General features: G+C 63.6%; 24 protein-coding genes and 1 tRNA gene. 7 read left to right on the forward strand and 18 right to left on the reverse strand.

The window, feature by feature from the left end; translation table 11 throughout:
* Positions 1-8 precede the first annotated feature (8 nt).
* From nuoH to M2427_RS08710, 13 genes are all read right to left on the reverse strand, one after another.
* The gene (gene nuoH / locus M2427_RS08650) at positions 9-1,076 is read right to left on the reverse strand and encodes an NADH-quinone oxidoreductase subunit NuoH (RefSeq protein ID WP_128961317.1); all 1,068 of its coding nucleotides are present in this window, start codon (positions 1,074-1,076) and stop codon (positions 9-11) included.
* 5 nt (positions 1,077-1,081) lie between these two features.
* Complete coding sequence (gene nuoG / locus M2427_RS08655; protein WP_280705827.1) at positions 1,082-3,157, reverse strand: NADH-quinone oxidoreductase subunit NuoG; 2,076 nt, start codon at positions 3,155-3,157, stop codon at positions 1,082-1,084.
* A gap of 5 nt (positions 3,158-3,162) precedes the next feature.
* Positions 3,163-4,488 (reverse strand): NADH-quinone oxidoreductase subunit NuoF, encoded by a 1,326-nt coding sequence (gene nuoF, locus M2427_RS08660; protein ID WP_280705828.1) that lies wholly within the window; start codon positions 4,486-4,488, stop codon positions 3,163-3,165.
* 15 nt (positions 4,489-4,503) lie between these two features.
* Positions 4,504-4,704: a hypothetical protein gene (locus M2427_RS08665; RefSeq protein WP_280706035.1), complete on the reverse strand. Its 201-nt coding sequence runs from the start codon at positions 4,702-4,704 to the stop codon at positions 4,504-4,506.
* Positions 4,704-5,315: an NADH-quinone oxidoreductase subunit NuoE gene (nuoE, locus tag M2427_RS08670; protein WP_280705829.1), complete on the reverse strand. Its 612-nt coding sequence runs from the start codon at positions 5,313-5,315 to the stop codon at positions 4,704-4,706. The genes M2427_RS08665 and nuoE overlap by 1 nt, the downstream gene beginning before the upstream one ends.
* Positions 5,316-5,325: 10 nt before the next feature.
* Positions 5,326-6,288, reverse strand: coding sequence for an FkbM family methyltransferase (locus M2427_RS08675; protein WP_280705830.1), 963 nt, complete (start codon positions 6,286-6,288; stop codon positions 5,326-5,328).
* On the reverse strand, positions 6,288-7,484 hold the full coding sequence (locus M2427_RS08680; RefSeq protein WP_280705831.1) for an NADH-quinone oxidoreductase subunit D: 1,197 nt from the start codon (positions 7,482-7,484) through the stop codon (positions 6,288-6,290). The genes M2427_RS08675 and M2427_RS08680 overlap by 1 nt, the downstream gene beginning before the upstream one ends.
* A gap of 2 nt (positions 7,485-7,486) precedes the next feature.
* Positions 7,487-8,101, reverse strand: coding sequence for an NADH-quinone oxidoreductase subunit C (locus tag M2427_RS08685; RefSeq protein WP_280705832.1), 615 nt, complete (start codon positions 8,099-8,101; stop codon positions 7,487-7,489).
* Positions 8,102-8,112: 11 nt separating this feature from the next.
* Complete coding sequence (locus M2427_RS08690; RefSeq protein WP_280706036.1) at positions 8,113-8,694, reverse strand: NADH-quinone oxidoreductase subunit B family protein; 582 nt, start codon at positions 8,692-8,694, stop codon at positions 8,113-8,115.
* On the reverse strand, positions 8,691-9,056 hold the full coding sequence (locus tag M2427_RS08695; RefSeq protein ID WP_092290902.1) for an NADH-quinone oxidoreductase subunit A: 366 nt from the start codon (positions 9,054-9,056) through the stop codon (positions 8,691-8,693). Before M2427_RS08695 ends, M2427_RS08690 begins: the two co-directional genes overlap by 4 nt.
* Before the next feature lie 479 nt (positions 9,057-9,535).
* Positions 9,536-10,672, reverse strand: coding sequence for a PepSY-associated TM helix domain-containing protein (locus M2427_RS08700; RefSeq protein WP_280705833.1), 1,137 nt, complete (start codon positions 10,670-10,672; stop codon positions 9,536-9,538).
* Positions 10,673-10,694: 22 nt separating this feature from the next.
* Positions 10,695-12,944, reverse strand: coding sequence for a TonB-dependent siderophore receptor (locus M2427_RS08705; RefSeq protein ID WP_280705834.1), 2,250 nt, complete (start codon positions 12,942-12,944; stop codon positions 10,695-10,697).
* A 184-nt stretch (positions 12,945-13,128) separates the two neighbouring features.
* On the reverse strand, positions 13,129-13,644 hold the full coding sequence (locus M2427_RS08710; RefSeq protein ID WP_280705835.1) for a MarR family transcriptional regulator: 516 nt from the start codon (positions 13,642-13,644) through the stop codon (positions 13,129-13,131).
* Between the two features lie 193 nt (positions 13,645-13,837).
* On the opposite strand from M2427_RS08710, the gene M2427_RS08715 reads away from it, so the two are divergent.
* On the forward strand, positions 13,838-15,028 hold the full coding sequence (locus tag M2427_RS08715; RefSeq protein WP_280705836.1) for an aromatic ring-hydroxylating dioxygenase subunit alpha: 1,191 nt from the start codon (positions 13,838-13,840) through the stop codon (positions 15,026-15,028).
* Between the two features lie 155 nt (positions 15,029-15,183).
* A complete protein-coding gene (locus tag M2427_RS08720; RefSeq protein ID WP_348521917.1) occupies positions 15,184-16,476 on the forward strand; it encodes an MFS transporter in 1,293 nt (430 codons plus the stop codon).
* Between the two features lie 6 nt (positions 16,477-16,482).
* Here the strand turns inward: M2427_RS08720 and M2427_RS08725 are convergent, their stop codons facing one another.
* Positions 16,483-17,391, reverse strand: coding sequence for an alpha/beta hydrolase (locus tag M2427_RS08725; protein ID WP_280705838.1), 909 nt, complete (start codon positions 17,389-17,391; stop codon positions 16,483-16,485).
* Positions 17,392-17,608: 217 nt separating this feature from the next.
* Between M2427_RS08725 and M2427_RS08730 the strand changes: the two genes are divergently transcribed.
* Positions 17,609-17,812 carry a hypothetical protein gene (locus M2427_RS08730; protein ID WP_280705839.1) on the forward strand — a complete coding sequence of 68 codons (204 nt, stop codon included), beginning with the start codon at positions 17,609-17,611 and terminating at the stop codon, positions 17,810-17,812.
* A gap of 95 nt (positions 17,813-17,907) precedes the next feature.
* Here M2427_RS08730 and M2427_RS08735 read toward each other — a convergent pair whose 3' ends face one another.
* Positions 17,908-20,133, reverse strand: a complete 2,226-nt coding sequence (locus M2427_RS08735; protein ID WP_280705840.1) for a tetratricopeptide repeat protein — start codon at positions 20,131-20,133, stop codon at positions 17,908-17,910.
* Between the two features lie 201 nt (positions 20,134-20,334).
* Between M2427_RS08735 and M2427_RS08740 the strand changes: the two genes are divergently transcribed.
* The 3 genes from M2427_RS08740 (at position 20,335) to pepT (ending at position 22,365) form a co-directional block, all read left to right on the forward strand.
* A tRNA-Asp gene (locus tag M2427_RS08740) sits at positions 20,335-20,411 on the forward strand.
* A gap of 244 nt (positions 20,412-20,655) precedes the next feature.
* A complete protein-coding gene (locus M2427_RS08745) occupies positions 20,656-20,985 on the forward strand; it encodes an HU family DNA-binding protein (RefSeq protein WP_280705841.1) in 330 nt (109 codons plus the stop codon).
* Between the two features lie 132 nt (positions 20,986-21,117).
* Positions 21,118-22,365 (forward strand): peptidase T, encoded by a 1,248-nt coding sequence (gene pepT, locus M2427_RS08750; protein WP_280705842.1) that lies wholly within the window; start codon positions 21,118-21,120, stop codon positions 22,363-22,365.
* A gap of 24 nt (positions 22,366-22,389) precedes the next feature.
* On the opposite strand, the gene M2427_RS08755 is transcribed toward pepT, so the two are convergent.
* Both M2427_RS08755 and M2427_RS08760 read right to left on the reverse strand, forming a co-directional pair.
* A complete protein-coding gene (locus tag M2427_RS08755) occupies positions 22,390-23,175 on the reverse strand; it encodes a ChbG/HpnK family deacetylase (RefSeq protein WP_280705843.1) in 786 nt (261 codons plus the stop codon).
* Positions 23,172-24,152, reverse strand: a complete 981-nt coding sequence (locus tag M2427_RS08760) for a glycosyltransferase family 2 protein (protein WP_280705844.1) — start codon at positions 24,150-24,152, stop codon at positions 23,172-23,174. Before M2427_RS08760 ends, M2427_RS08755 begins: the two co-directional genes overlap by 4 nt.
* A gap of 670 nt (positions 24,153-24,822) precedes the next feature.
* Here M2427_RS08760 and M2427_RS08765 point away from each other — a divergent pair.
* Complete coding sequence (locus M2427_RS08765) at positions 24,823-25,806, forward strand: cation diffusion facilitator family transporter (RefSeq protein ID WP_280705845.1); 984 nt, start codon at positions 24,823-24,825, stop codon at positions 25,804-25,806.
* On the opposite strand, the gene M2427_RS08770 is transcribed toward M2427_RS08765, so the two are convergent.
* Positions 25,803-26,663, reverse strand: a complete 861-nt coding sequence (locus tag M2427_RS08770) for a methyltransferase domain-containing protein (RefSeq protein WP_280705847.1) — start codon at positions 26,661-26,663, stop codon at positions 25,803-25,805. The two genes, M2427_RS08765 and M2427_RS08770, sit on opposite strands and share 4 nt — an antisense overlap.
* Between the last annotated feature and the right edge of the window lie 125 nt (positions 26,664-26,788).

Below are 26,788 nucleotides of genomic sequence, written 5' to 3' on the forward strand. Positions count from 1 at the left end.
GACGGCCCTCACTTCGGCGCGATGCCGGCGAACTGGAGCACGCCGGCCACCACGACCACCATCGCCAGCGACAGCGGCAGGAACACCTTCCAGCCGAGGCGCATCAGTTGGTCGTAGCGGTAGCGCGGCACGATCGCCTTTGCCATCGCGAACAGGAAGAACATGAAGAACAGTTTCAGCGAGAACCAGATGATCCCCGGCACCCAGTTGAAGGGCGGCAGGTCTACCGGCGGCAGCCAGCCTCCAAGGAACAGGATGGTCGCCATCGCGCACATCGTGACGATCGCGACATATTCGCCGAGCATGAAAAGCAGATACGGCGTCGAGCCGTACTCGACCATGAAGCCGGCGACGAGCTCTGATTCCGCTTCGACGAGGTCGAAGGGCGGACGGTTGGTCTCCGCCAGCGCCGAGACGTAGAACACCACGAACATCGGGAACAGCGGCCAGACGTACCAGTTCAGGATCGTGAGCTGCGGCAGGCCGATCAGGCTGGCGAGACCGCGGACATGCTGGGCCTCGACCACGGCCGAGAGGTTCAGCGTGCCGGCGCAGAGCAGCACCGTGATGATGACGAAGCCGATCGAGACTTCATAGGACACCATCTGCGCCGCCGAGCGCAGCGCGGCCAGAAACGGATATTTTGAGTTCGACGACCAGCCGGCCATGATGATGCCGTAGATCGACAGCGACGAGATCGCGAAGATGAAGAGGATGCCGACATTGATGTCGGAGATCACCCAGCCGAGATTGGTCGGGATCACCGCCCAGGCCGCGAGCGCGAGCACGCAAGATACCAAGGGAGCAAGAAGGAAAACGCCCTTGTTGGCGCCGGCCGGAATGATCGGCTCCTTCAGCACGAACTTGAGCAGGTCGGCGAAGGACTGGAACAAGCCCCAGGGCCCAACCACGTTCGGGCCACGGCGGATCTGCACCGCCGCCCAGATCTTGCGGTCGGCGAGCAGGATGTAGGCGATCGCGACCAAGAGGACGACGAGCACCAGCACACTTTCCGCGATCATGATGATCAGCGGCCAGAGGAAGCCGGTCCAGAATGCGCTTTCGAAGAATTCCATCTAGCTCACTCCGCTGCGGTCAGCATCTGCCCGGAGGCAAGCCGCGAGCATTCCGCCATCACGGCGGACGCCCGCGCGATTGGGTTGGTCAAATAGAAGTCCTCGACGGCAGCCTTGAACGGCGCCTTCTCGGGCGAACCGCCCTTCCCCGCCAGCTTCTTGATCTGGTCGGCGGAGCCGGCCTCGACCTGGTCGAGACGGATCAGGTGCGGCACGGCCTTGAAGAGCGCCTGGCGCAGCGCGGCAAGCGAGTCGTAACCGAGCTTCTTGCCGAGCGCTTCCGAGAGCGCGCGGATGATCGCCCAGTCCTCGCGGGCCTCGCCCGGCGGGAACGCGGCACGACCGGTCATTTGCACGCGGCCTTCTGTGTTGACGAAGATCGCGGACTTCTCGGTATAGGCGGCCGCCGGCAGGATGACGTCGGCGCGGTGCGCGCCGCGATCACCATGGGTGCCGATATAGACGACGAAGGTGCCGTCCGGCGCCTTGATCTCGTCGGCGCCGAGCAGGAACAAGAGGTCGAGCGTGCCAAACGTCGTCATCTGGGCGGCGTTCAGGCCACCCGCGCCGGCCACAAACCCGATGTCGAGCGCACCGACGCGCGAGGCGGTCTCGTGCAGCACGCCAAAGCCGTTCCAACCGTCCTTCACCGCACCGACGTCGAGCGCGAGCTTGGCGCTAGCGGCCAGAATGGCAGCGCCATCGTGACGCGACGTCGCGCCCGCGCCAACCAGGATGATCGGATTCTTGGCGCCCTTCAGCACGTCCATGAAGGAATGCTTGCCGGACGCGAGCTCACTGAGCGTCTCGGTGCCAGCGCCGAGATGGTCATAATCGTAGGTCAGATCAACGTTGGCACCGATCACGCCGACCTTGAAGCCGCCGGCGCGCCAGCGCTTGCGGATACGGGCGTTGAACACGGCCGCCTCTTTCCGCGGATTGGCACCGACGATGAGCAGCGCATCCGCCTGCTCCACGCCTGCCAGCGTCGGATTGAAGATGTAGGAGCCACGGCCGAGCGCGGGATCGAAGGCGTCGCCGCCCTGCACCGCCAGATTGGCCGAGCCGAATTTTGCCAGCAGATCCTTCACGGCGAACATCTCTTCCACGCCGGAAAGATCGCCCGCGATCGCGCCGATGCGCTTGCCGTCGGTGCGCGCCGCCTTGGAGGCGATCGCCGCAAAGGCTTCCGGCCAGCTCGCCGCGCGCAGCTTGCCGGCTTCGCGGATATAGGGCCGGTCGAGACGCTGGGTGCGCAGGCCGTCGACGATGTGGCGGGTCTTGTCGGAGATCCACTCCTCGTTCACGGCCTCGTTGATGCGCGGCAGCACGCGCATGACCTCGCGGCCGCGGGTGTCGACGCGGATCGCAGATCCGACGCCGTCCATGACGTCGATCGACTGGGTCTTGCCGAGCTCCCACGGACGCGCCGCGAACGCATAGGGCTTCGAGGTCAGCGCGCCGACGGGGCAGATGTCGACGAGGTTGCCCTGCAGTTCCGAGGTCAGCGCGTGCTCGAGATAGGTCGTGATCTCCATGTCCTCGCCGCGACCGGTCGCACCCATTTCAGGGGCGCCAGCGACTTCCGCAGAGAAGCGGACGCAGCGTGTGCACTGGATGCAGCGGTTCATCGAGGTCTTGACCAGCGCGCCGAGGTACTTGTCCTCGACCGCGCGCTTGTTCTCGGCGAAGCGGCTGGTGTCGACACCATAGCCCATCGCCTGATCCTGAAGATCGCACTCGCCGCCCTGGTCGCAGATCGGGCAGTCCAGCGGATGGTTGATCAGAAGGAATTCCATCACGCCTTCGCGTGCCTTCTTCACCATCGGCGAACGTGTGGAAATCTCCGGCGGCTCGCCCTTCGGGCCCGGACGGCAGTCGCGCACGCCCCAGGCGCAGCTCGCGACCGGCTTCGGGCCGCCCTTAACCTCAACGAGGCACATGCGGCAATTGCCGGCGATCGACAGGCGCTCGTGATAGCAGAAGCGCGGAATCTCGGCGCCGGCCGCCTCGCACGCCTGCAGCAGCGTGTACTCGGCCGGAACATCGATCTCTTTGCCGTCGATGATGAGCTTGGTCATGTCTCTTACTCCGCCGCGACCATGTTCACGGGATCGCGGACGCCGATGTCGTCAATGTCGGCCTTGTGCGAATACTGGTCGATGCGCGCTTCGATCTCATGACGGAAGTGTGCGATCAGGCCCTGGATCGGCCAGGCAGCTGCGTCGCCGAGCGCGCAGATGGTGTGGCCTTCGACCTGTTTTGTCACCTCGAGCAGCATGTCGATTTCGCGCTTATGCGCTCGACCTTCCGCCATACGGGTCAAGACGCGCCACATCCAGCCGGTGCCCTCGCGGCACGGCGTGCACTGGCCGCAGCTCTCATGCTTGTAGAAATAGGAGATGCGGGCGATCGAGCGGATCAAATCGGTCGACTTGTCCATCACGATGACGGCCGCCGTGCCGAGGCCCGAGCGCAGCTTGCTCAAAGAGTCGAAATCCATTGGCGTGTCGATGATCTGCTCGGCCGGCACCATGCGCACCGACGAGCCGCCGGGGATCACGGCCTTGAGGTTGTCCCAGCCGCCGCGGATGCCGCCGCAATGCTTCTCGATCAGCTCACGGAACGGAATGCCCATGGCCTCTTCGACGTTGCAGGGACGTTCGACATGGCCAGAAATGCAGAAGAGTTTCGTGCCGACATTGTTCGGACGGCCGATGCCGGCGAACCAGGCGGCGCCACGGCGCAGAATGTCCGGAGCAACCGCGATGGACTCGACGTTGTTCACGGTGGTCGGGCAGCCGAACAGGCCGACATTGGCCGGGAACGGCGGCTTCAGGCGCGGCTGGCCTTTCTTCCCTTCGAGGCTTTCGAGCAGCGCGGTCTCTTCGCCGCAGATATAGGCGCCGGCGCCGTGCGCGACGTAGATGTCGAACGGCCAGCCGTTGACGTTGTCCTTGCCGACGAGCTTGGCGTCATAGGCCTGGTCGATCGCAGCCTGAAGGTGCTCGCGCTCCCTGATGAACTCGCCGCGGACATAGATGTAGCAGGTGTGCGCGCCCATCGCGCAGCTCGCGATCAGGCAGCCCTCGATCAGGAGGTGCGGATCGTGCCGCATGATCTCGCGATCCTTGCAGGTGCCGGGCTCGGACTCGTCGGCGTTGACGACGAGATAGCTGGGACGACCGTCGGTGGACTCCTTGGGCATGAAGGACCACTTCAGACCGGTCGGGAAGCCGGCGCCGCCACGGCCGCGCAGGCCTGACGCCTTCATCTCGTTGATGATCCAGTCGCGGCCCTTGTCGATGATAGTCTTGGTACCATCCCAGGCGCCGCGGCGCCGCGCGCCCTCCAGACCCCAATCATGGAGGCCGTAGAGGTTCTTGAAGATGCGGTCCTTGTCCTCGAGCATGTCAGTGCTTTCCGATCAACGGTTGGCTTGCTTGTAAGCAAGCCCGGCGGCGCAGACGGCGAAGGTCAGCGCCCAGAGCAGACTGGTTTCCTGCGTCGCGTTCATCACGAAGCGCTGCAGCAGGAACATGAAGCCGGCCGCGAGCGCGGCATGCATGGCGACGAAGCCCCATTTGTTCACGGCCTCGTTCCCTCCAATTGTGGGGAGATCGCCCATCATGAGGTCTCCTTCAGCGTGGTCGGCCCGCCCATCGGCGCGGAGAACTGGCGACCGTTCTGCGGACCGGGCTTGGGCGGATTGCCCGAGGCAAAACCGTCGAGCACCTTGCCGAAGCTTTCCGTGGTCAGGTCCTCATAAGTGTCCTTGCCGATCAGCACCATCGGTGCGTTCACGCAGGCGCCCAGGCACTCCACCTCTTCCCAGCTGAAATTGCCGTCCTTGGAGAGATGGAACGGATCGTGATGGATCCGGCTCTCGCAGACATGGATCAGCTCTTCGGCACCGCGCAGGCGGCACGGCGTGGTGCCGCAGACCTGGACGTGGGCCTTCTTGCCGACCGGTGCGAGCTGGAACATCGTGTAGAAGGTCGCGACCTCGAGCACGCGGATATAGGGCATCTCGAGCAGGTCGGCGACCGCGCGGATCGCGGCTTCCGACACCCAGCCCTCGTGCTGTTCCTGGACCCGCCAGAGAATGGCGATGACCGCCGAGGCCTGGCGCCCGGCCGGATATTTCGCGATCTGCTGCTTGGCGAATGCGAGGTTCTCCTCCGTGAACGTAAAGCTCGCGGGCTGGACTTCCTTCGGTGCTAATCGGCGAACGGACATGTCTTATCTCTCACTGCATACGGCGCGCGGTTTTGGCGTTCAGGGCATTGATCCTGTCCTGCCAGAACGCGCTTGCGGTGCCGAAAACGTTGTAGCCGACGTGGGTCGAGACCTTGATGCGGTCGAGGATCGACAGCTCGGTCACGGTCTCCAGCCGGTTGGTGCGCGGGTCGAGCACGATCAGCTTCATCGGGGTCTGTTCGAGGATGTAGCGCGACACCGCATGAGAGCGGTCGCTGCCGTGCTCCTCGCATATGATCACGCTGTCGGTCTCGAGCAGCCGGGCGCCGCCCTTGATCGCCTCGATCTCGACGCCCTCGACGTCGAGCTTGATCAGGTACTTGCCTGATGCGGGGACCTTGCCGTCGTCGATGAGGTTATCCAGCGCGAGAACGGGCACTTCCTCGCCACCATCCGCCGGAGCGCCGGCGATGCTGAAGGCCTCGTGCTTGGTGCCTGACAGGCGCGCGGTGCCTCGGGCGGCGCCGATCGCGCATTTCATGGTCTCGAAGCGGTTGCCGTTGACGCGGGCGTTGTTGGCAAGCTTCGGATAGTTCTGGCCTGACGGCTCGATCGCGATCGATTTGTGGGAACCGAACGGCTTGCTCGACACCAGCACCGACCAATAGCCGTAATTGGCGCCGCAATCGAGCAAGGTGTAGTCAACGTCGATGGAGTCCGAGAACAGCAGCTCCAGCTCGTCCTCGTAGCAATAAGAGCGGTTGAGCAGCTTGCTCCAATAGCCGTCGCCGTAGGGGAATTCGAACACGGCGTCCGGGTTGAGCTTGATCGCGATGTTGCGCTCGGGCAGCGTCTTCCGCAGCAAATTCGCGCAGGCGATGTAGCCCATATGCGAGAAATGCGACGAGATCTTCGATCCCGTCACCAGCGCCAAGGCAGCCGTCCGCTCCCACAGGTTGGCCCCTTCAAGGGCCCCCGAGGCACGGTCAAACTGGATTGGCGCCTGCGCCATCACCGATCGACCTCTCCGAACACGATGTCGAGCGAGCCGAGAATCGCCGAGACGTCGGCGAGCAGATGGCCGCGGCAGATGTGGTCCATCGCCTGCAGATGCGCAAAACCCGGCGCGCGGATCTTGCACTTGTAGGGCTTGTTGGTGCCGTCGGAGATCAGATAGACGCCGAACTCACCCTTGGGCGCCTCGACCGCGGCGTAGATCTCGCCTTCCGGCACGTGAACGCCTTCGGTGTAAAGCTTGAAGTGGTGGATCAGCGCTTCCATCGACCGCTTCATCTCGCCGCGGCGCGGCGGCGCGACCTTGTTGTCGGCGACGACGACGGGGCCCTTGCCATCGGCTGCGTTCAGCTTCTGAATGCACTGCTTCATGATGCGCACGGACTGGCGCATCTCTTCCATGCGGATCAGATAGCGGTCGTAGCAGTCGCCGTTCTTGCCGATCGGAATGTCGAAATCCATCTCGGCGTAGCATTCATAAGGCTGCGACTTGCGCAGGTCCCAAGCCGCGCCCGAACCGCGCACCATCACGCCCGAAAAACCCCACTCCCAGGCTTCCTTCAGCGGCACCACGCCGATGTCGACGTTGCGCTGCTTGAAGATGCGATTGGCGGTGAGCAACCGGTCGAGGTCGTCCACGACCTTCAGGAACGGATCGCACCAGGCCTCGATGTCGTCGACCAGCTTCTGCGGCAGGTCCTGATGCACGCCGCCGACGCGGAAGAAGGCCGCGTGCATACGGCTCCCCGAGGCGCGCTCGTAGAACACCATCAGCTTCTCGCGCTCTTCAAATCCCCACAGCGGCGGGGTCAGGGCGCCGACGTCCATCGCCTGCGTGGTGACGTTGAGAAGGTGTGAGAGGATGCGGCCGATCTCGCAATAGAGCACGCGGATCAGCTGGCCGCGGCGCGGCACCTCGATGCCCAGCAGCCTTTCGGCGGCGAGGCAGAAGGCGTGCTCCTGGTTCATCGGCGCGACGTAGTCGAGCCGATCGAAATAAGGGATCGCCTGCAGATAGGTCTTCTGCTCGATCAGCTTCTCGGTGCCGCGGTGCAAGAGACCAATGTGCGGGTCGACGCGCGCAACGACCTCACCATCCAATTCAAGCACGAGACGAAGAACGCCATGTGCCGCCGGATGCTGCGGTCCGAAGTTGATCGTAAAGTTGCGAAGCTGTTCGGGTTGCTCGTTCATGATCAAGCCTTCGGCCCTGCTTTTTCATCGCCCGGAAGGACCGGATAGTCGGCGCCTTCCCACGGAGACAAAAAGTCGAACTTGCGGAATTCCTGGTTGAGCCTGACAGGCTCGTACACCACCCGCTTCTCCTGGTCGTCGTAACGGACCTCCAGGAAGCCGGTCAGCGGAAAATCCTTGCGCAGCGGGTGCCCCTCGAAACCGTAATCGGTGAGGATGCGGCGCATGTCGGGATGACCGACGAAGAACACGCCGTAGAGGTCGTAGGCCTCGCGCTCGAACCAGTCGGCACCGGGGAACACCTCGATCAGCGACGGCACCTGCGTGGTCTCGTCGGCCTGGGCCTTGAGGCGGATGCGCGTGTTCAGCGTCGGTGACAGGAAGTGATAGATCACGTCGAAGCGTTTTTCGCGCGACGGATAGTCTGCGGCGGTGATATCGGTGAAGTTGACGAAACGGCAATTCGGATCGTCGCGGAGGTACTTGACCACCTCGACGATCTTGCTGGCCTCGACATCAACCGTGAGCTGGTTGAAGGCCACCTGATAACCTGTCGCCGCGCCCGGAAGCGCGCTCACGATCGTCTGCCCCAGGGCGTCGAGCTTGGCGTCGTCCATGACGTAAAACCTTAGCGTTCGATGGTGCCGGTGCGGCGGATCTTCTTCTGCAGCAGCAGCACGCCATAGAGCAGCGCTTCCGCCGTGGGCGGGCAGCCCGGCACGTAGATGTCGATCGGCACGATGCGGTCGCAGCCGCGCACGACCGAGTAGGAATAGTGATAGTAGCCGCCGCCATTGGCGCAGGAGCCCATCGAGATAACGTAGCGCGGCTCGGGCATCTGGTCGTAGACCTTGCGCAACGCCGGCGCCATCTTGTTGGTGAGCGTGCCGGCGACGATCATCACGTCGGACTGGCGCGGCGAGGCACGCGGGGCGAAGCCGAAGCGCTCGACGTCGTAGCGCGGCATCGACACCTGCATCATCTCGACCGCGCAGCAGGCCAGACCAAAGGTCATCCACATCAGCGAGCCGGTACGGGCCCAGGTGATGAGGTCGTCGGTCGCCGCCACGAAGAAGCCCTTGTCGGACAGCTCGTGATTGACCTCGAGGAAGAACGGATCATTAGCCCCGACCGGACGGCCGGTCGACGGATCCAGGATGCCCTTGGGGGCCGGCGCGATCGCCGGACCGGAGGACGGTGCAGGGTTCAATCCCATTCGAGTGCGCCTTTCTTCCATTCATAGGCGAAGCCCACCGTCAGCACGGCGAGGAACACCAGCATGGACCAGAAGCCGGTCGCGCCGAGCTTTCCGAATGCCACCGCCCAGGGAAACAGAAACGCCACCTCGAGGTCGAAGATGATGAAGAGGATGGCGACCAGATAGAAGCGGACGTCGAACTTCATGCGGGCGTCGTCGAAGGCGTTGAAACCGCACTCATACGCCGAGAGCTTTTCCGGGTCAGGCTGCTGGAACGCGACGATGAAGGGTGCGATCAGCAGCACCAGGCCGATGATGGCAGCTACCCCTATGAAGACGACGAGTGGAAGATAGTTCTGTAGAATGCCGCTCATTGACGAGCCCTTTTTCCCGCAGCCTCGGGACAGCCACGGATTCGTCCGATTTGGAATTATTCTGAGCCTTAGCGCAGTGCACCAATGGGCGCAAGACACGCTCTTTTTAGGCCCTTTGCTGCTCCCAGACCGGTGGAAATCCCGGAATCACCCCGCGGCTGGTATGGAGCAGATCGCCTGACGCGACAAGGGCGGCCACCGTTTTGCAGGGCAGCGGTTTCCGGGATTGCGGCGCGCCGGGGCCGGCAGCTCGTTCTCGCGCGACGTCTACCCGAATTGCCCGCTTTTTTTGGTGCGGCGGCGCACCCAAACCCAGACAACGACCATCACCGGGGCCCCGACTGTCACCCAGGCGACATACCGGCCGACCTTTCCCAAGAGCAGCGCAGCCAGCAGACCCGTGATGGTCGCGGCCGCGAGCAGGACAGGTGCAGCAAAGACACGTATCCACAGCCGCGCGCGTTCAGAGGAGCCATGCGTCACGACGGGACCGGGGCTCGCCTGGCGAATGCGTCGGTGCGGCCAGACGACCGCCTCCGTCGCCGTGCCAGCCAAAGATAGAGGCCACTGCCGATGACAACGATGGTGAGCCCATCGAGCCCGGCCCAGATCGTTTTCAGCGGCATGCCGCCATAATCACCGAAATGCAGCGGCTGCGAGACCAGCAGCGCCTGGAGATAGAGCGGCAGCCCCCTGGTATCGGCGACCTCCCCGGTTTCGCCGTCGAGCAGCACCGGCTTGAGCAGCCGCGCGGTCAAGGCCGTATCCCCGCGCATAAACGCTGCAAAATGGTGTGAGGACGCGAACGGCGTGCCTGGAAACGCGATGAAAGCGACCTCCATGCCGGGTGCGGCCTGCTTCGCGCGTGCCACGACTTCGTCGAGTGAGGCGAGATGCCCCGGCGCCGGCTTGCCGGAATACCGTGCGACCATGCTGGCAAGCTCGGTCGCCTTCCACTGGCTCAGCATCAGCTCGGCCCAGGTGTTGACGACGCCGGTGAGACCCACCACCAGCGCCCAGGCCACCGTCACCACACCGATCAGATTGTGCCAGTCGAGCCAGCGGACTCGGCGCGAGGCATGATCGCGGATGGTGGCAAAGCGCAGGCGTCGGGTGAACGGCCAGTACAGCACCACGCCGGAGACGATCGCGACCGCAAACAACACCCCCATCGCGCCGAGGAACAACTTTCCAACTTGTCCCGCAAACATGTCGGTGTGCAGCTTCAGCACGATCAGCATCGGCCCGACGCCGACCGGCCCGAGCAGTTTTGCCGAGACCGCGTCGAAGGCGCGCACGGTCGCGTTATCAGGCGCGCCATCAGGAGCGCTGTTGGTGAAGGCCATCACCAGTCCGGGCTCGTCCTTGTCCCAGGACACATATTGCAGGACGCGTCCCGGATCGGCGGCGAGCGCGGCGTCGGCGACGACTTGGGGCATCGCGCGCGCCGCGCTCGCATGAGCTTCGGGCTGGGGGGCGTAGCCCAGGAGCTCATCGATCTCGTGATGGAAGATCAGCGGCAGGCCGGTCAGGCAGAGCAAGAGCAGGAACAGGGTCGAGATCAGGCTGGTCCAGGTGTGGACCATTGACCAGAGCCTGACCGTGCGCGCCTTCACAAGACCCTCCCCTCGTCCGTCCCTACCATTTGTAGGAGACGCTGGCGGTGACGCGCCGGCGGTCGCCGTAGAAGCAGGACGAGGTCGACGCGCAGCTCGCGACATAGATCTTGTCGGTCAGGTTGATGACGTTGAGGGCCGTGCGCCAGTTCTGCCGTTCGTAATGGAGCGCGAGATCGCCAAGCACGACCGCGGGAACTTCGAGTGTGTTGGCGGTGTCGGCCCAGGACGAGCCGACGTAACGCACGCCGCCGCCGAACCCAAATCCCTCCAATGGTCCGTCCTTGAAAGTGTAGTCCGCCCAGCCCGAGATCAGCATCTCGGGCGTGTTGGTCGGCGTCTTGCCGACGAGGGACGGATCGAGGTCCTTGCTGGTGAAAAGATGGTAGGCGGTGAAGGCGCCGATCAGCTTCAGCTCCCTGGTGGCGTTGGCCACCGCTTCGAGCTCGATGCCGCGCGATGTCACCTCGCCGGTCTGGTTCTGCAACAGGACGTTCGACGGATCGGTGGTCGCCACGTTCTGGCGCTTCAGGTCGAACACCGAAGCGGTGAAATAGCCGTCAAATCCCTTGGGCGCGACCTTTACGCCGATTTCAGCCTGCTTGCCGGTCTCCGGCAGGAACAGCTGGTTCTGCGCGTTGAGGCCGATGATCGGATTGTAGCTCGTGGCATAGGAGACATAGGGCGCGATGCCGTTGTCGAAATTGTAGATCACGCCTGCGCGGCCGCTGAACTTGCTGTCGTCGCGCTGGCCGACCGTCACACCGGTGTCGCGCGCGGCCTGCGTCGTCTCGACCCAGTCGTTGCGGCCGCTCAGCACCAGCGTGAAATTAGCGAGCTTCATCTGGTCCTGGACGTAGGTGCCGGCCTGCTTCTGCGTAATCAGGAAGTTGCGGAACGGCGCGGTCGGCACCGGAACCTCGGCGGCCCCATAGGAAGGATTGAGCACGTTGATCGAGGACACGCCGAACCCGAAGGCCTGATAGTCGTCGATCTGGTAACCCTTTAGATCGACGCCGAACAGCACGGTGTGCTTCACCGGACCGGTGTCGAAGCGATACTCCAGTTGGTTGTCGAGATCGGCCTGGTTGGCGGTGTTCTTCGCATACCAATTGTAGCGACCGAGCGTGGCCGTATCGACATTGCTCCAGCCGCTGCCGACGTAACCGCGGTAAGTCAGATCGACATGCGCGAAGCGGGCATTCTGCCGGAACGTCAGGTCGTCGGTGAGATTGCGCTCGAACTGATAGCCGAGCATCTCCTGTTCGCGCGTGAACTTGTCGACGCCGGGATCGCCGGCGAAGAAGCTGGTCGGGATCTTGCCGAACGGCGCGCTGCTCACCGTGCCCTGATAGGGCAGGAAATTGATGCCGCGGGTGTCCTGCTTCGAGGCCGAGGCGAGAACCGTAAGCGTCGTGTCGGCATCCGGCTTCCAGGTGACGGACGGCGCGATGAAGTAATTGTTGTCGGGCGTGAAGTTGACCTGCGTGCCCCCGTTCTGGACCTGGCCGACCACACGGTAGAGCAACTGGCCGTTGCCGGGCTGCGTTGCGACGGGACCGCCGACATCGAAGCCGACATAGGCGTTGCCGAAATTGTTGACCCCGGTCTCGATGGTGCGGACCGGCTCGGTCGGCGGCATCTTGCTGATGACGTTGACGATGCCGCTCGGGCTCGATCCACCGTACAGCACGGCCGACGGACCGCGCAGCACTTCTACGCGCTCCATGTTGGAGGGCTGCAGCTTCCAGCTGGCATAGGACGTGTAGAACAGCTGCATGCCGTCGAGAAACAGGCCGATATCGTCGGACTTGAAGCCGCGGATCAGCCACCAATCGTTGCGGGTGTCGGCGCCGAACGTACCGGCGCGCACGCCGGCGGTGTAACGCAAGGCTTCGTCGAGCTTGTTCGGCTTCTGGTCGCGGATCTGATCGGCGCCAATCACCGACACCGCCTGCGGCGTCTCCATGATCGGCGTGTTGGTCTTGGTGCCGGACGAGCTGCGGCGGGCGACGTAGCCCTGCACCGGGCCGCGCGGATTCTCGACGACGCCGACATTGCGCTGCGACTGCGGGTTCCGAGTGCTGGCCGTCTGGACCTGGCGTTGCACTCGGCGCGGCGTGGATGCGGTTGCGCGGCGGCGCTGTTCCGGCGCGGCCACGTTCACGGGCGGCAAGCTCTGCGCGCCGTTCTGTGCCGACGATTGTGCGAGCGATGCCTGCGGCATCAAAACCCAAGCGGATGCGGTCGCCAACACGGCCGACCGCAGCATTCCAAGACTGTTCAACGCGCCACCCTAATCTGCACACGATGCGTCATGCCGCCTGTCCCAGGACGGCCTGCGATTGGGTGACGCTTAGGGGAGCGCGCGCGATATCCCTAATTGAAAGGCTCTTAGAAAGAGTCTTGGAAAGTCTCTTAGAAGCGCTCGAATATTTCCGAAGATTTCTGCGCGGTCAGCGCGAGACCTTCTCGGCCTCGAGCAACGCCTCCGCAGTCGCGGTGAGACGATCGACCTGCGCGAGCAACGTCTCGAGCTCGTCCTTGCTCAATTGCTCGAGCAGCATCCGATTGCGCTCCTGCGCGCCTTCGACGATCACGTCATGAGCGGCGAGCCCGGCCGGCGTCAGCGCCACCAGCACCTCGCGGCTGTCCTTCGGATTTGCCGACTTCGCGATCAGTTTGCGCGAGACCAGCTCCGCCAGCGCACGGCTGATCTGGCCCTTGTCCTGGCCGACGGCCTCGGCCAGCCGCGCGACGCTCATCGGCGGCCGGCGGCCGAGCGATGCGACGAGGCCGAATTCGACCGAGGACAATCCCGCGAGACGCTTGTAGCGCAGGATGGCGCCACGCTTGAGCAGATTGGCCAGCACCATCAGCCGCGATGACAGCATCACGGTGATCGGCGCCGGTGAGTGATTGCCGTCCGTATCGGACGACTCGCGCCCGTCCCTGCTCGATGTCTGGCTCATGGCCCACCTCTGCCAAGAAAGCCAACACGTGCCAAGTCTCACTCGCGTCTTGGTAGCGTAACCTCCCCAACCTGTTCCGAATGGGACCAAAGGCATCCAGGAAGATCGTTGACATTGTCATCGAATTATTTTTCACTGGGTCGACGGATCAAGATCGACCCGGCCACGAAGGCCTGCGGCGGGAGGAACAAGCATGACGAGGACCCAGCGGGATCGCGATCTCGGCACGGCCTATGCGATGAAGCCGGCGCATACGCGCACCGAGCTCACCTCGGTCATGCGCGGCACACCGATGGGCGAACTGCTGCGCCGCTACTGGCACCCGGTCGGGCTTGCGAGCGACGCCACCGACACGCCGAAGAAAGTGCGCGCGCTGGCTGAGGATTTGATCCTGTTCCGCGACAGGAACGGTCGCGTCGGCCTCCTCCACGCCCGCTGCTGCCATCGCGGCACCACGCTCTACTATGGCAAGGTCGAGGAAGACGGCATCCGCTGCTGCTATCACGGCTGGAAATTCGACACCGAAGGCCATTGCCTGGAACAGCCCTGCGAGCCAGACGGCGGCCAGTTCAAGGACAAGGTGCGCCAGCCCTGGTATCCGGTCGAGGAGCGCTACGGGCTGATCTTCGCCTATATGGGCCCGGCCGAGAAACGCCCGGTGCTGCCGCGCTACGAGTGCCTGGAAAACATGGACGACGGCGAGTTCGTCGAGGCGGATGATTCCTCGATCGGCGGCGGCGGGCCCGCGGTCATCCCCTGCAACTGGCTCCAGCATTTCGAGAACGTGGTCGACCCCTATCACGTGCCGGTTCTGCACGGCTCGTTCTCAGGGCCGCAATTCACTGACATGATGGCCTCGATGCCGGAGGTGAAATTCGACCAGACGCCGCGCGGCATCGCCGTGCGCTCGATCCGCAAGCAGGACGATGGCCGTGTGTTTTACCGCGTCACCGAAGCTGCCCTCCCCACGCTGCGCGTCGTGCCGAACCCGCGCGTCGCGCAGTTCGCCCGCGTCGAGTCGATCGGCTGGACGCTGCCGATCGACGACACGTCGTTCCGCATCTATGTCGCCGGCCGCGTGAAGAATACCGGTGACATCGGCCGCATGCGCTCGAAGTTCAACGGCAAGTTCTGGTGGGACATGACGGAAGAAGAGCACCAGCAGTTTCCTGGCGACTATGAGGCCCAGGTTGGCCAGGGCCCGGTGACCGTTCATTCCGAGGAACATTTCGGCCAGAGCGACCGCGGCATCCTGATGATCCGGCGGATGCTGACTGAGCAGCTGGAAGCGATGGAAACAGGTCGCGATCCCGTCGGCATATCCTTCGATGCGGGCGCCGCGCCAGTCGAATTCGAAGCGGGGAATTACATCCGCGAGGGGTAGAGCCCCGCCCGATAAGATCGGGCGGGGCTCTCATTTTTGTTTGACGCGTTTTCTTCACGCGAACCGGTACCCACTTCGCTTGAAAACGCTCTGCTATCCCAGCTCTCCGAGAAGAGCTGGCCGACAACGACAACAAAGACTAATTGGGGGAAGCGATGGTCGATGTGACGTCACAAATGTCGGCGCAAACGACCGCTGCGGCGACGCCCTCGCCACGGCGCTATTACGTGCTGGGCCTGCTCACCATCATCTACGCGCTGAACTTTCTCGACCGCACGATCTTCAACGTCCTGATCGAGCCGATCAAGAAGGAGTTTTCGCTCAGCGACACCATGATGGGCCTGCTCGCGGGCTTCGGCTTTGCCCTGTTCTATTCCCTGCTCGGCATTCCCATCGCGCGCGTCGCCGACCGGCTCAATCGGCGCAACATCGTGGCAATGGCGTTCGCGTTCTGGAGCGCGATGACGGCGCTGTGCGGCATGGCCTCGAGCGTCACCGCGCTGGCGTTTGCCAGGATCGGCGTCGGCATCGGCGAATCCGCGGGCTCGCCCGCTTCGCAGTCGATCGTCGCCGACCTCTTTGCCAAGAACGAGCGCCCGCGCGCGCTCGGCATCTACGCCATCGGCACCTATCTCGGCGTCTTCCTCGGCTATTTCATCGGCGGCACTGTCAACCAGCACTACGGCTGGCGCATGGCCTTCTACGTCGCGGGCGTGCCGGGCATCCTGCTCGCGCTGATCCTGTGGCTGACGATCTCCGAGCCAAAGCGCGGCGCGATGCAGGAGAGCTTCGTGCCCGAACCGCTCGGGCCGACGCTGCGCTTCCTCGCCTCGCAGCAAAGCTTTATCATCGTGCTGGTCGGCTTCTGCCTCACCACCTACACGAACTACGCGACCGCAGCCTGGATTCCGCCCTTTCTTGCGCGCGTGCACCATCTGTCGAGCGCCGAGATCGGCACCTATGCCGGCACCTTCAAGGGTCTCGCCGGCATGGCCGGAACCCTGCTCGGCGGCTTCGTGGTGGCGCAAGTGAGCCGTCGCGACGACCGCTGGAAGCTGTGGGCGCCGGCGATCACTTCAGGCCTCGCCGGCCCCGTCTTTGCGGTCTGCATGCTGACGCAGGACTTTACGATGATGGTCGCCATGCTGGCGCTGACCTCGTTCCTGGTCGGGTTCCATCTCGGGCCGATCTTCGCGATCGCGCAAACCGTAGCCAGGCCCAGCATGCGGGCTCTGGCCTCGGCCCTGATCGCGCTCACCGCGACCTGTTTCGGCCAGGGCGTCGGCCCGCTCGCCGTGGGCGTGGTCAACGACGCGCTGAAGGACGCTTACGGCGCCGACGCCGTGCGCTATTCCCTGCTCTCGGCCGCTGCCACGACTACGCTCGGCGCCTTGCTGTTCATCTGGGCGGCGCGGACCATCCGCGCCGATATCGTCAGGGCGAGCTGAGCGCCCTCACGCCGCCATGAAGGCGAGCATGTCCGCAACCAGCCGCTCGCCATGCGTCAGTGGCAGTGGGTGCGGCGCGCCTTCGTAGACAACGAGCTTGCTGCCCTTGATCAGCTTTGCGGTCTTGGCGCCCGTGAGTGGCAGCGGCGCGCTGGCATCCTTGTCGCCGTGGAGGATCAGCGTCGGCCGATCGATCCCGGCCGCCGCCGCACGGAGATCCGAGAAACTGATGGTCTTGCGGCAGGCCAGCGCCACCGGCAACGGCACGCTGAGCATCATCTCGCGGATCCAGGCCCGCGTGATCTCGGGCGTCTCTGGGAGAAAGAACGGGGCTTCATTCGCCGCGATCCATTTGGCGAAGTCGCGCCCGACGGCGGCGTTGTCAGCCTCGATCATCGCCTTCGGAACCGCATCCGGATTGTCCTCGGTCTTGACCAGGAACGGCGTCGTTGGCGCGACCAGGACCACCCTTGCGATCCGGTCCGACCCGTATCGACCCAGATAGTTCACCGCCTCGACCGTCCCCATCGAGAAGCCGACCAGCGTGACGTCACGCAGATCACGCGCCTCGATCACCGCGGCGACGTCGTCGGTCAGGGTCTCCAGGTCATAACCTGTGGACGGCATCTCGGACCGGCCATGCCCGCGCCGGTCGGGGGCAACACAGCGGAATCCCTTCGCTGTGAGGGCTTCAATCTGGGTGCCCCAGGTGCTGCCGTCGAAGGTCCAGGCCGACAGCAGCACGACTGGCTTGCCGCTGCCCCAGTCCTGTACGAACAGCCTGGTGCCGTCCTTTGCGGTCACATAAGGCGACCGTGCTGTCTGCTGGGCCGCTGCCACGGGCGCGCTGGCGCCCGATGCCGCCGCAAAGGCGGTTCCAAGCAATGTGGCTTCGAGGACGGTTCGACGGTTCATGGTGCTTCTCCCTTGCCGGATGTTTCGCGGCCGATGGAAGCGATCATGACGAAGGGACTTGGTGTCCGCGATTACGCGGCAGGTAAGACCGCCTAACGCCATCAGGCGAAATTGCCACAGATGAAACCATTTTGCGGAACCCGCGAAACGATCCGGAAACAGATACCCCTTAAGACATCAGCCTACAGACGGCGCCAAAGCCCGTCGGGAGGCTTCGATGAACCACTCAATTCACTCTGCAGATCGGGGTACCCACCTGAAGATCGTGGTGGTGGCGCTGGTGGCCGGCATCGCAGTGGCCGGCTTCGGGATCGCAGCCCGGACCAATGCCGATTTCAGCCAGACCGCCCAGTCCACCCACGTGATCAAGGCCGGCAAGCCGGTGGTGATCACGAGCTCGGGGACGTCGGAGATCCGCTAACTCCCGAAAAAGGTCCGGTTTGATACGCAACGGCCGCCTTTGGCGGCCTTTTGCTGTTTTGGCAGAGCCTCAAGATCTAAGGCCAAGCCCTTGAATCAATGGGCCTGCGCCGCGCAATAGTCGCGCCAGAACTGGCGGTAGGCGGCTTCCACATGGCGTGTGTAGATCGCGCCGTTGCCCGCCGCAGAGGCCGCGATCCGGGCCGGCAGCTGCTGCCGCAGCCCGGCCAAGGCGGCCGGGTCGCCCGCAAACCGCTTGGCGACCGCGATGTAGGCTTCGTCGTCCTCCACGACCCAGTCGTCCAGCCCGACCGCCTTGAGGATGCTGCCCGCCGCCCGCCCCGACGTCGTCTGGCCGAGCTTGGCAACGACAGGCACACCCATATGGAGGGACTCCCAGGTGCCGGCGCCACCGTTCTGCGGGAACGGATCGAGCGAGATGTCGACCCGGGCGAATTCGGTGAGGTGCTGTTCGCGGATACTCGCCCCCAGGCAGACCACGTTATCAGGGTCGACACCATGTTCGACGAAACGGGCAACCAGGCTGTCGCGAAGGCCGGCATCGTCGAGGCCGGAGTGCTTGATGATGAGCTTCGATCCCGGCAGCTCACGCAGCAGCCTCGACCACACCGGCAGCACTTCGTTCGAAATCTTGTCGATCCGGTTGAAGCTGCCGAATGTGACATAGCCGTTGCGCAGCATCGGCAGGTCCGGCCGGTACAAGCCCGGTGCAGGCTCTGTGATCGTGAGCATGCACGGCAGGTCGTGGATCTTCTCGGCGAACTCAGGCCGCGCTGCTTCCGGAATCGCGACCGGATCCGCAAAGATATAGTCGATGGTCTTCAGGCCCGTGCCGGTCGGCGCGCCCCAGGCCGAGATCTGGATCGGCGCGGGCTTGCGCGAGAACATGCCAAGGCGAGCGCCGGCGGAGTGACCGGAGAGATCGACCAGGATGTCGATCCCATCGGCCTCGATACGGTCGGTCAATTGATCATCGCTCAGCGCAACCGCATCGACCCAGCGGTCCGCGACCGAGCGGAATTCATCGGTGATCTCGTCCTGAAGCGGCGATGACGAATAGCAGACGATCTCGAAATTGGCGTGATCGCTATGGCGCAGCACCGGCATGAAGATGAAGCCGGCCGAGTGGCGCCTGAAATCGGCGGAGACGTAGCCCACCACCAGACGCCTGTCGGGATCGAGGTCACGCGGCCGAAGCGTCCGTTGCGGAATCCTGCCGCCGATATTGTCCCACCAGTATCTGCGCGTGGCCTGCAACATCGCGAAGTCCGCTTCGGGCAGGAAATCGAGTGCAAAGATCTTTCTGTGGATCGCATCCTCGAAATCGGGCTTGAGCTCTAGCGCCCGATCGAAATGTTCGATCGCGGTCGCGATGTCCCCGAAGCTGGCGTAGCACGATCCCATCACGCTGATCGCCGTCTCCGACTTGGGATTCTGCTCGAGCAGCCTTTTGCAGGCCGCCATCGCCTGCGTCGGCTTGTTCAGCAGGAGACAGACACGCGCCTTTTCGCGCAGTGCCATCTCGAGATTGGGGTCAAGCCCGAGCGCGGCCTCGAGGTCGCGCTCGGACTGTTCGAGGCGCAGCAGCCGCAGATGGAGCCGTCCCCGATGTGCCAGCACCTTGGCATTGTTGGGCTTCATCGCCAGCGCGGTGTTCAGGGCAGTTTCGGCAGCGGCGTAGTGGCGCAACTCCAGCAAGGCCATGCCGCGGCCGGCCAGGGCCTCCAGATGGTTCGGCTGAAATGCCAGCGCGCGCTCGAAACTTTTCAAAGCCTGCTCGGAGTGCCAGATCCGCAGCTCGGCCATGCCGCGATTGCAAAAGGCATCGGCGTAGTCGGGCTTGAACCGGATGGCACGCTCGTGCAGCTCGATCGCCTCCAGTGGCAGCGCCAGATGCATGAGTGTATTGCCGAGATTGGTCAGGGCCATCGGGAAGTTCGGATTGAGCGCGAGGCCCTTCTCCTGAACGGCCCGCGCATCCGCAAAGCGCTTCAGGTCGAACAGCACCGTGCCGAGGTCGCAATAGACGTTGGCCGCGCGCGGGCTGACCGCGATTGCGGCGCGCAGGACCTGCTCGGCCTCCTCCAGCCGCTTCGGATCGGCGCTGAGAGTGACCCCGAAAAGATGCAACGTGTCGAAATGCTCGGGAAGCACCTCCAGAATCCGCCGGCACAGCGTCTCGACGTCGGCGAGCTGCCCCCTGGTATAGGCCTGCTGGGCCGCAGCCAGCGCGGCGTCCGCCTCCTTCTTGAATTTCTTCTGGAGCCTTGCGTTCTGGAAGGCGCGCGAGCCGACGGTCAAGCCTGATATCCCCCGGGAAAATGCCTGTGGAGCTTGTAACACCATTGATTGATTCGAAGCCCGCGGGCAGCGGTCCTGGCCGTAGCGATACGGACCCGCCCTGCTCCACACGAGGTTTGGCCCCGTGAACGCAACGTCCTTGACTTCACCATGTCCCCCCTTTAAGTCCCCCCTCGTTCCGCGCGGACACATACGCGTCACGCGGGAGTAGCTCAGTTGGTTAGAGCGCCGGCCTGTCACGCCGGAGGTCGCGGGTTCGAGCCCCGTCTCTCGCGCCATTTTTGGCAATATCTTCAAAAGCTTAACTGAATATCCTCAGCCCGGTTGACGGCTTGGCGCCGCATCTCGCTCGTTCGCCTCCGGCGAGACCTGCGGGACGCGCGGATTTGTCTGGGACATCACGCGAAAATCGAGCTTCATGGATGGCGGCATAGTCAGTCCCATCCCGAATCGTCTACGCCTGCGGGAACTTGGCAGTTTGGGAGCCCGAAAAGCTCCGCACGCCCCCGAGGAGGCCAGGACATGGCTAAGAAGGATTCGGCTAAGAAGGATTCGGCGAAGAAGACAATGGCGCCAGCCACGATCACGCTCAAGCACCTGGCGGCCGACATCGCCGAAAGCCAGGACCTCTCGAAGAAGCACGCAGAGGCCGTCCTGACCGACATGATCGATTTGATCACCAAGCACCTCAAGAAGGGCGACCGGGTCCGCATCGTCGGCCTCGGCATCCTCCAGGTCCGCAAGCGGGCGGCCCGCACCGGCCGCAATCCTGCCACCGGTGAGGCCATCCACATCAAGGCCAGCAAGAAGGTCGCGTTCCGGCCGGTCAAGGAACTCAAGGAAGCGATCTGAGCGCAGCATTCCGTTACGCCTGATCCGTCCTCGTCCGGCCGCAACGCAGCCCGCTTTTCTGGTATACCGGCTGCTTCCCAGGCTCTGCTTCCACGAGACCTGCTTCCAAAAGCCCCGGTGGTTTGACCAGAAATGTCCCTGACCTTCACGCATACCGTGACCGAGCGCTTCCTGCGCTACGTCACCATCGACACCCAGTCCGATCCGAATTCCCCGTCCTCGCCCTCGACCGAGAAGCAGAAAGATCTCGGCCGCGTGCTCGTCACCGAGTTGAAGGCCATGGGCGTCGCGGACGCCCATCTCGACGATTACGGCTATGTCTATGCGACGATCCCGGCCAACACCGACAAGAAAGTGCCGGTGATCTGCTTCTGCTCGCATATGGACACCTCGCCCGACGTCACCGGCAAGAATGTGAAACCGCAGGTCGTGAAGAACTATCGCGGCGGCGACATCACTCTGGTCGGCGACACCGGTCAGGTGATCCGCTTCGCCGAACATCCAGCGCTGAAGAACCAGATCGGCAACGACATCGTCACCACCGACGGCACCACGCTGTTAGGTGCCGACAACAAGGCCGGTGTCGCCGAGATCATGGATGCCGCGCATTTCTTCATCAACAACCCCGATGTGAAGCACGGCACCATCAAGATCCTGTTCACGCCGGACGAAGAGATCGGGCGCGGAGTCGACAATGTCGACATCAAGAAGTTAGGTGCCGATTTCGGCTACACCATGGACGGCGAGAGTGCAGGCTCGGTCGAGGACGAGACCTTCTCGGCCGACGGCGCCACCATCACCATCAATGGGGTCAGCGCCCACCCCGGCTATGCCAAGGGCAAGATGGAGCACGCGATCAAGATCGCGGCCGCCATCGTCGAGCGCTTGCCCAAGGAGGGCTGCTCCCCGGAGACGACCTCTGGCAAGCAAGGCTTCCTGCATCCGGTCGGCATCGAAGGCGCGCTGGAGCGGGCAACCCTCTCCTTCATCGTCCGCGACTTCACCGAGGAGGGCCTGAAGGAGAAGGAGGTCCTGCTCGAGGGCATCGTCAAGGACGTCATGAAGGACTATCCGCGCTCGAGCTACAAGTTCGAGGTGCGCGAGCAGTACCGCAACATGAAGCAGGTGATCGACCGTCACCCGCACATTCTCGAATACGCCATCGAGGCGATCCGCCGAGCCGGCTTGCGACCCATGCGCACCGCGATCCGCGGTGGCACCGACGGCTCGCGGCTGTCCTTCATGGGCCTGCCCTGCCCCAACATCTTTGCCGGCGAGCACGCGTTCCACTCGCGGCTGGAATGGGTGAGCCGGCAGGACATGGAGAAGGCGGTTCAGACCATCGTGCATCTGGCGATGATCTGGGAGGAACGGGCATAGGGAGGTTGCGGGCGCCGCGCGACCTCAAATGTCATTCCACGTTGTCAGCCGGTGCCCGCCCGCGACCGCAAGGGTCGCAAACTCGACGGCGCCGGCCCACTCGTCTTTTCGCCAAGCCTCGTCGTGCCCCGGATGAACGCCGACCTCGATGGCATGTCCTGACAGCCTGTCCAGCAGCCTTGGGCCCCACCCGGCATGTTCGCTGCTGCTGGTCGGCATGAAGAAATGGTCCGTCGTCCTGTATCTCCGGGCAAGATCGCGCCCCCAATATCTTCCGAACCAGTAAGTGGGGCTGGTGTACGGCTTCTTCAGGTAGATGTCCTGAACGCCGCGAACCCTTTGGATATCGAACCGCGGCAGTACCGTCGCCAGCGCGCGCCGGAACGGCGCGAACTTGTGCAGGTGACCGTGGGAGTCGACATGAGACAGAGGCACTCCCATGTCTCGCAGCAGGCCGATTTGCGCGCTGGCTTCAGTCACGATTTCGTGGACGGGGATGCGCCCCTGTAACGCCAGAAGGCGGATGGCCGGCGTCGGCCGGAACCGGCCGTCGGGATGAGCGAGGGTCGGCACGAGGCGCGGGTCGGCAACGGCAGTTTCGTTCGAGCTGTCGGACTCCGCCGCAAACGTGAGATGGACACCAAAGCTGAACTCGGGATGCGCCCGCGCAAACGATATGGCTGATTTCGATCCCGGCATTTTTGCCATGATCGTTGCACTCGTCAGCACTCCCGCCCTGAAGCACTCCGCAGTGGCTGCGACGGTTTCCTCGGAAAGGCCGAAGTCGTCGGCATTGATGATGATATTCACGTGGGACGCTCCAAGTCCCGTGAGAGACCTGCGTATTTCTCCGCTTTCTCGTAAAGCGCGATGTTATGGCCGGTCAGTTTCCCAAGCAACTCGATCCGATCACCGTAATCGGTGATCTTGCTGATCGACCGATCATATTCCAGCGCCTTGGCGGCGACCAGGAAGCGATACCACAATCCCTGGAGAAGATGATACGTGAGCGCTTTCCTCCCGTCGAGGAACCCAAGCAAGAACACGTAGCGATACAGGAAATACGCGATCGGCCCAACCGAGAGCGGGAGTCGATTGTACACCTTGTCTCGCAGCACTTGCTTCAATCTCGCCTGCTTGGTCACGCCGCCGCGGATGGTCGCATCTTTCGCATCCGCACTCGGGTATCGCTCGAGCATCAGCTGGATGGCTTCACGCGTCGCGTAGCCGTTGTGCTTTTTGACGAAACTGGTGAGGTCCTTGAGATTGTGATCGAACATCTCTCCAGAGAACGTCACGATGCGGCCGCTCTTCACCACAAGGTGCTCGTCCATCCAGCGAGGTTCGACAGCGGATTTTCCCCTGCGCACGATGCGCAGCAAACGCAGTCCTCGGCCGCCGAAATTGATCTTCTGGTTCTGGAATATGTAGCGCAGCTTCAGGACGACGCCCGTCACGTCGGAGGGCAACGAGGGTAGCCGGCTCGCGATTTCCGCAGCGAGCCCGGGCGTGAGCACCTCGTCGGCATCGAGGCGCAGGATCCAGTCACTTTGAATGGGCAGGTTATCGAGCGCCCACTGGAATTGGTAGGCCTGATTGATAAACAGATGATCCACGACGTCAGCGCCCATCTGGCGCGCGATATCGACGGTTCGATCTGTTGAGCCAGAATCGACGACAAAAATACGTTCTGCGATATGACTGATCGAATGAATGGCTCGCTCGAGGTGAGGCTCCTCATTCAAGGTCAGGATAATCGCCGTTAAGGAGACCGGTTGCACAGTCATTAAGGCGGCGCTGCTTCTCGTCTATACAAGTGAACCTGAAGGAGGGTTGGAAACCTCCCAAACAAATGTGCTGCCAGAATATTCCCGCCGGAGTGCAATAAACAACGTAGCTTTGGCGCGTCGCAGCTGGGTCATCACAAGCGTATAGCATATGAATTATGTTCGCCATGCGAAGGCGAATTGCCTGCGACAGCTTGAGCGTCAAGGCGGGACGATCGATGCGATCGTCAAGTTCCCTCGTGTAACAATGTTGCAATAACTATATCATGTTGGGTCGAGGCTGGATCGAGACCTCGAGCACTTCGAGAGTTCAGGTGCCTCGAAGTGCCCTCGTGAGCGCGATTTGCAGAGCGATTGATCTGGCCGCCCGTGGAGCCGGGGCAGCCTGCAGGCGACGCTCGTGGCAGCCATGTCCTGGCGGCGGGGGCGTCGGACGGCGCGCGCTTGACATGGATGTCCGTCCATCGCTCCGCGATCTCATCGATTGCGCGACGAGAAGCCGCAGGCTGCGGTGATCCGCTGTCAATCAGCGCCGGGGTTGGCTTCATCGCACTGTCGGGTGTTGCCGTGCTCAACGGCTGCCGGCGCTCTACGTGCTATTCCGGCGTGACGGCGCAGACGAAACGCTTAAGATGGCGCCTGATTTGGCTGACGCCGGGGAGCGCTAGGTTTGGGCAACCACGACCATCATGGTCATCACCACCATGACCACGGCCACGCGCATGATCATGGGCACGACCACGATCATTCCCACGGTCATGGTCACGCCCACGTCCATGCGCCCGCCAATTTCGGCAAGGCATTTGCGATCGGCATCACACTTAATACCGCGCTAGTCGTGGCCGAGGCGGTCTACGGCTATCTCGGCAATTCCACCGCGCTGCTCGCCGATGCCGGCCACAATCTGTCCGACGTGCTCGGCCTGGTCGTGGCCTGGGGCGCCTCGATCGCCGCGCGGCGCGCGCCGAGCGGCCGCTTCACCTATGGCTTCCGCGCCTCCACCATTCTGGCGGCGCTCGCCAATGCCGTGTTCCTGCTGGTCGCAACAGGCGCGATCGGCTGGGAGGCGATCCTGCGCCTGCGCGAGCCCGAGCCGGTCGCGGGCGTCACCGTGATGGTGGTCGCCGGCGTCGGCATCCTCGTCAACGGCTTTACCGCCACGCTGTTCGCCAGCGGCCGCAAGGACGACATCAATATCGAGGGCGCCTATCTGCACATGGCCGCCGACGCCGCAGTCTCGCTCGGCGTTGTGGTCTCGGCGGCGCTGATCATCTGGACCGGCTGGCTCTGGCTCGATCCCCTCACCAGCCTCGTCATCTGCGCCAGCATTTTGTGGGGCACCACCAGCCTGCTGCGCGGCTCCATCGACATGTCGATGGCGGCAGCGCCGAAGGGCACCGACCTCGTCGCCATCAAGGCGTTCCTGCTGGCGCGGCCGGGCGTCTCCGCGATCCACGATCTCCATGTCTGGCCGATCTCGACCACCGAGACGGCGCTGACATGCCATCTCGTGATGCCTGGAGGCACTGTCGATGCGTTCCTGACGGAGACTGCGCAGCAGCTGAAGACATCATTCCGCATCGGCCACACAACGCTGCAGGTGGAGACGCATCCGGACAATGGCTGCGCGCTGGCGCCGGATGATGTGGTTTAGGTCGCCTTCGCCGTCACGATCCAGATCGCGCCCTGCAGCGCCACGCTCTGCCCTTTCAGGAACGGCGCGAGCGTCTCGCGGATCGAGGCTTTGGCGGCCGTGACCGTCTCCGGCGGGTGGCCCTGGAGTGCGCGGCTGGCGGGACCGATCTGGAGCGAGCCGCCGACTGCGGCATCGAGGCCTCCACCGATGGCGATGTCCATCGGAAGATTATGCGGCTCCATCGCAACGTCCACGAAGCCCGCCCCTTTCAGGATGCGCGTCACGCGCCCTTCCGAGGCGAAGGCAAACGGGCCCGGCTCTTCCGGCCCGACCGGTGGCATCTTCGGCACGTGTTTGTAGACCGCCATCAGCGGCGCCATCATCCACGGATTGTCCTTCGGCTCGCGCCAGCAGACGAAAGCGAGGCGCCCCGTCGGCTTCAGCGCACGGCGAAGATTGGTGAAGGACGCAATCGGATCAGCAAAGAACATCACGCCGAAGCGCGAGGCGAGCAGATCAAAGCTATCAGGCTCGAACGGATACACCGTCGCATCCGCCAGCACGAACTCCAGCGGCAGCCCCTTGGGCGCAAACGCGCGGGCCTGCGACAGCATCGGATCGGACACATCGAGGCCGAGCGCAAAGCCATCAGGTGCGACGGCTTTCGCGAATGCAAAGGTCGTCGCGCCCGAGCCGCAGCCGACGTCAAGAACGCGCTCGCCGGGCTTCGGTCTCGCGCGGTCGATCAGCACGTCGGCAATGGGCCCGAGCAGGCTCTCCTGCGCCGCATGACGATCGGCCCAGCGCTGCCCGCTCGGGCCGTTCCAATAGGCGATCTGGTCGACGTTCTGCTCGTGTCCGCTGGGCTGCTGCATAAAGGCCTCTGTCGCTCGATATCGCCCGTCGTCGCCGATCGGCTATGGCGCGGCAGCCTTCGTCGCGTCGCGCCAATGACGTGTGAGGCTGGCTCGCCAAGCCGAAGCTCGCGAAGCGAGCGAAG

The sequence above is a fragment of the Bradyrhizobium sp. BR13661 genome (assembly GCF_029892425.1).
Lineage (GTDB): Bacteria > Pseudomonadota > Alphaproteobacteria > Rhizobiales > Xanthobacteraceae > Bradyrhizobium.

Bases quoted from the DNA above. Each gene is read 5' to 3' on its own strand.
- nuoH (WP_128961317.1), bottom strand. From the start codon at position 1,076: ATGGAATTCTTCGAAAGCGCATTCTGGACCGGCTTCCTCTGGCCGCTG.
- nuoG (WP_280705827.1), bottom strand. From the start codon at position 3,157: ATGACCAAGCTCATCATCGACGGCAAAGAGATCGATGTTCCGGCCGAG.
- nuoF (WP_280705828.1), bottom strand. From the start codon at position 4,488: ATGCTCGAGGACAAGGACCGCATCTTCAAGAACCTCTACGGCCTCCAT.
- M2427_RS08665 (WP_280706035.1), bottom strand. From the start codon at position 4,704: ATGGGCGATCTCCCCACAATTGGAGGGAACGAGGCCGTGAACAAATGG.
- nuoE (WP_280705829.1), bottom strand. From the start codon at position 5,315: ATGTCCGTTCGCCGATTAGCACCGAAGGAAGTCCAGCCCGCGAGCTTT.
- M2427_RS08675 (WP_280705830.1), bottom strand. From the start codon at position 6,288: ATGGCGCAGGCGCCAATCCAGTTTGACCGTGCCTCGGGGGCCCTTGAA.
- M2427_RS08680 (WP_280705831.1), bottom strand. From the start codon at position 7,484: ATGAACGAGCAACCCGAACAGCTTCGCAACTTTACGATCAACTTCGGA.
- M2427_RS08685 (WP_280705832.1), bottom strand. From the start codon at position 8,101: ATGGACGACGCCAAGCTCGACGCCCTGGGGCAGACGATCGTGAGCGCG.
- M2427_RS08695 (WP_092290902.1), bottom strand. From the start codon at position 9,056: ATGAGCGGCATTCTACAGAACTATCTTCCACTCGTCGTCTTCATAGGG.
- M2427_RS08705 (WP_280705834.1), bottom strand. From the start codon at position 12,944: ATGCTGCGGTCGGCCGTGTTGGCGACCGCATCCGCTTGGGTTTTGATG.
- M2427_RS08710 (WP_280705835.1), bottom strand. From the start codon at position 13,644: ATGAGCCAGACATCGAGCAGGGACGGGCGCGAGTCGTCCGATACGGAC.
- M2427_RS08715 (WP_280705836.1), top strand. From the start codon at position 13,838: ATGACGAGGACCCAGCGGGATCGCGATCTCGGCACGGCCTATGCGATG.
- M2427_RS08720 (WP_348521917.1), top strand. From the start codon at position 15,184: ATGGTCGATGTGACGTCACAAATGTCGGCGCAAACGACCGCTGCGGCG.
- M2427_RS08725 (WP_280705838.1), bottom strand. From the start codon at position 17,391: ATGAACCGTCGAACCGTCCTCGAAGCCACATTGCTTGGAACCGCCTTT.
- M2427_RS08730 (WP_280705839.1), top strand. From the start codon at position 17,609: ATGAACCACTCAATTCACTCTGCAGATCGGGGTACCCACCTGAAGATC.
- M2427_RS08745 (WP_280705841.1), top strand. From the start codon at position 20,656: ATGGCTAAGAAGGATTCGGCTAAGAAGGATTCGGCGAAGAAGACAATG.
- pepT (WP_280705842.1), top strand. From the start codon at position 21,118: ATGTCCCTGACCTTCACGCATACCGTGACCGAGCGCTTCCTGCGCTAC.
- M2427_RS08760 (WP_280705844.1), bottom strand. From the start codon at position 24,152: ATGACTGTGCAACCGGTCTCCTTAACGGCGATTATCCTGACCTTGAAT.
- M2427_RS08770 (WP_280705847.1), bottom strand. From the start codon at position 26,663: ATGCAGCAGCCCAGCGGACACGAGCAGAACGTCGACCAGATCGCCTAT.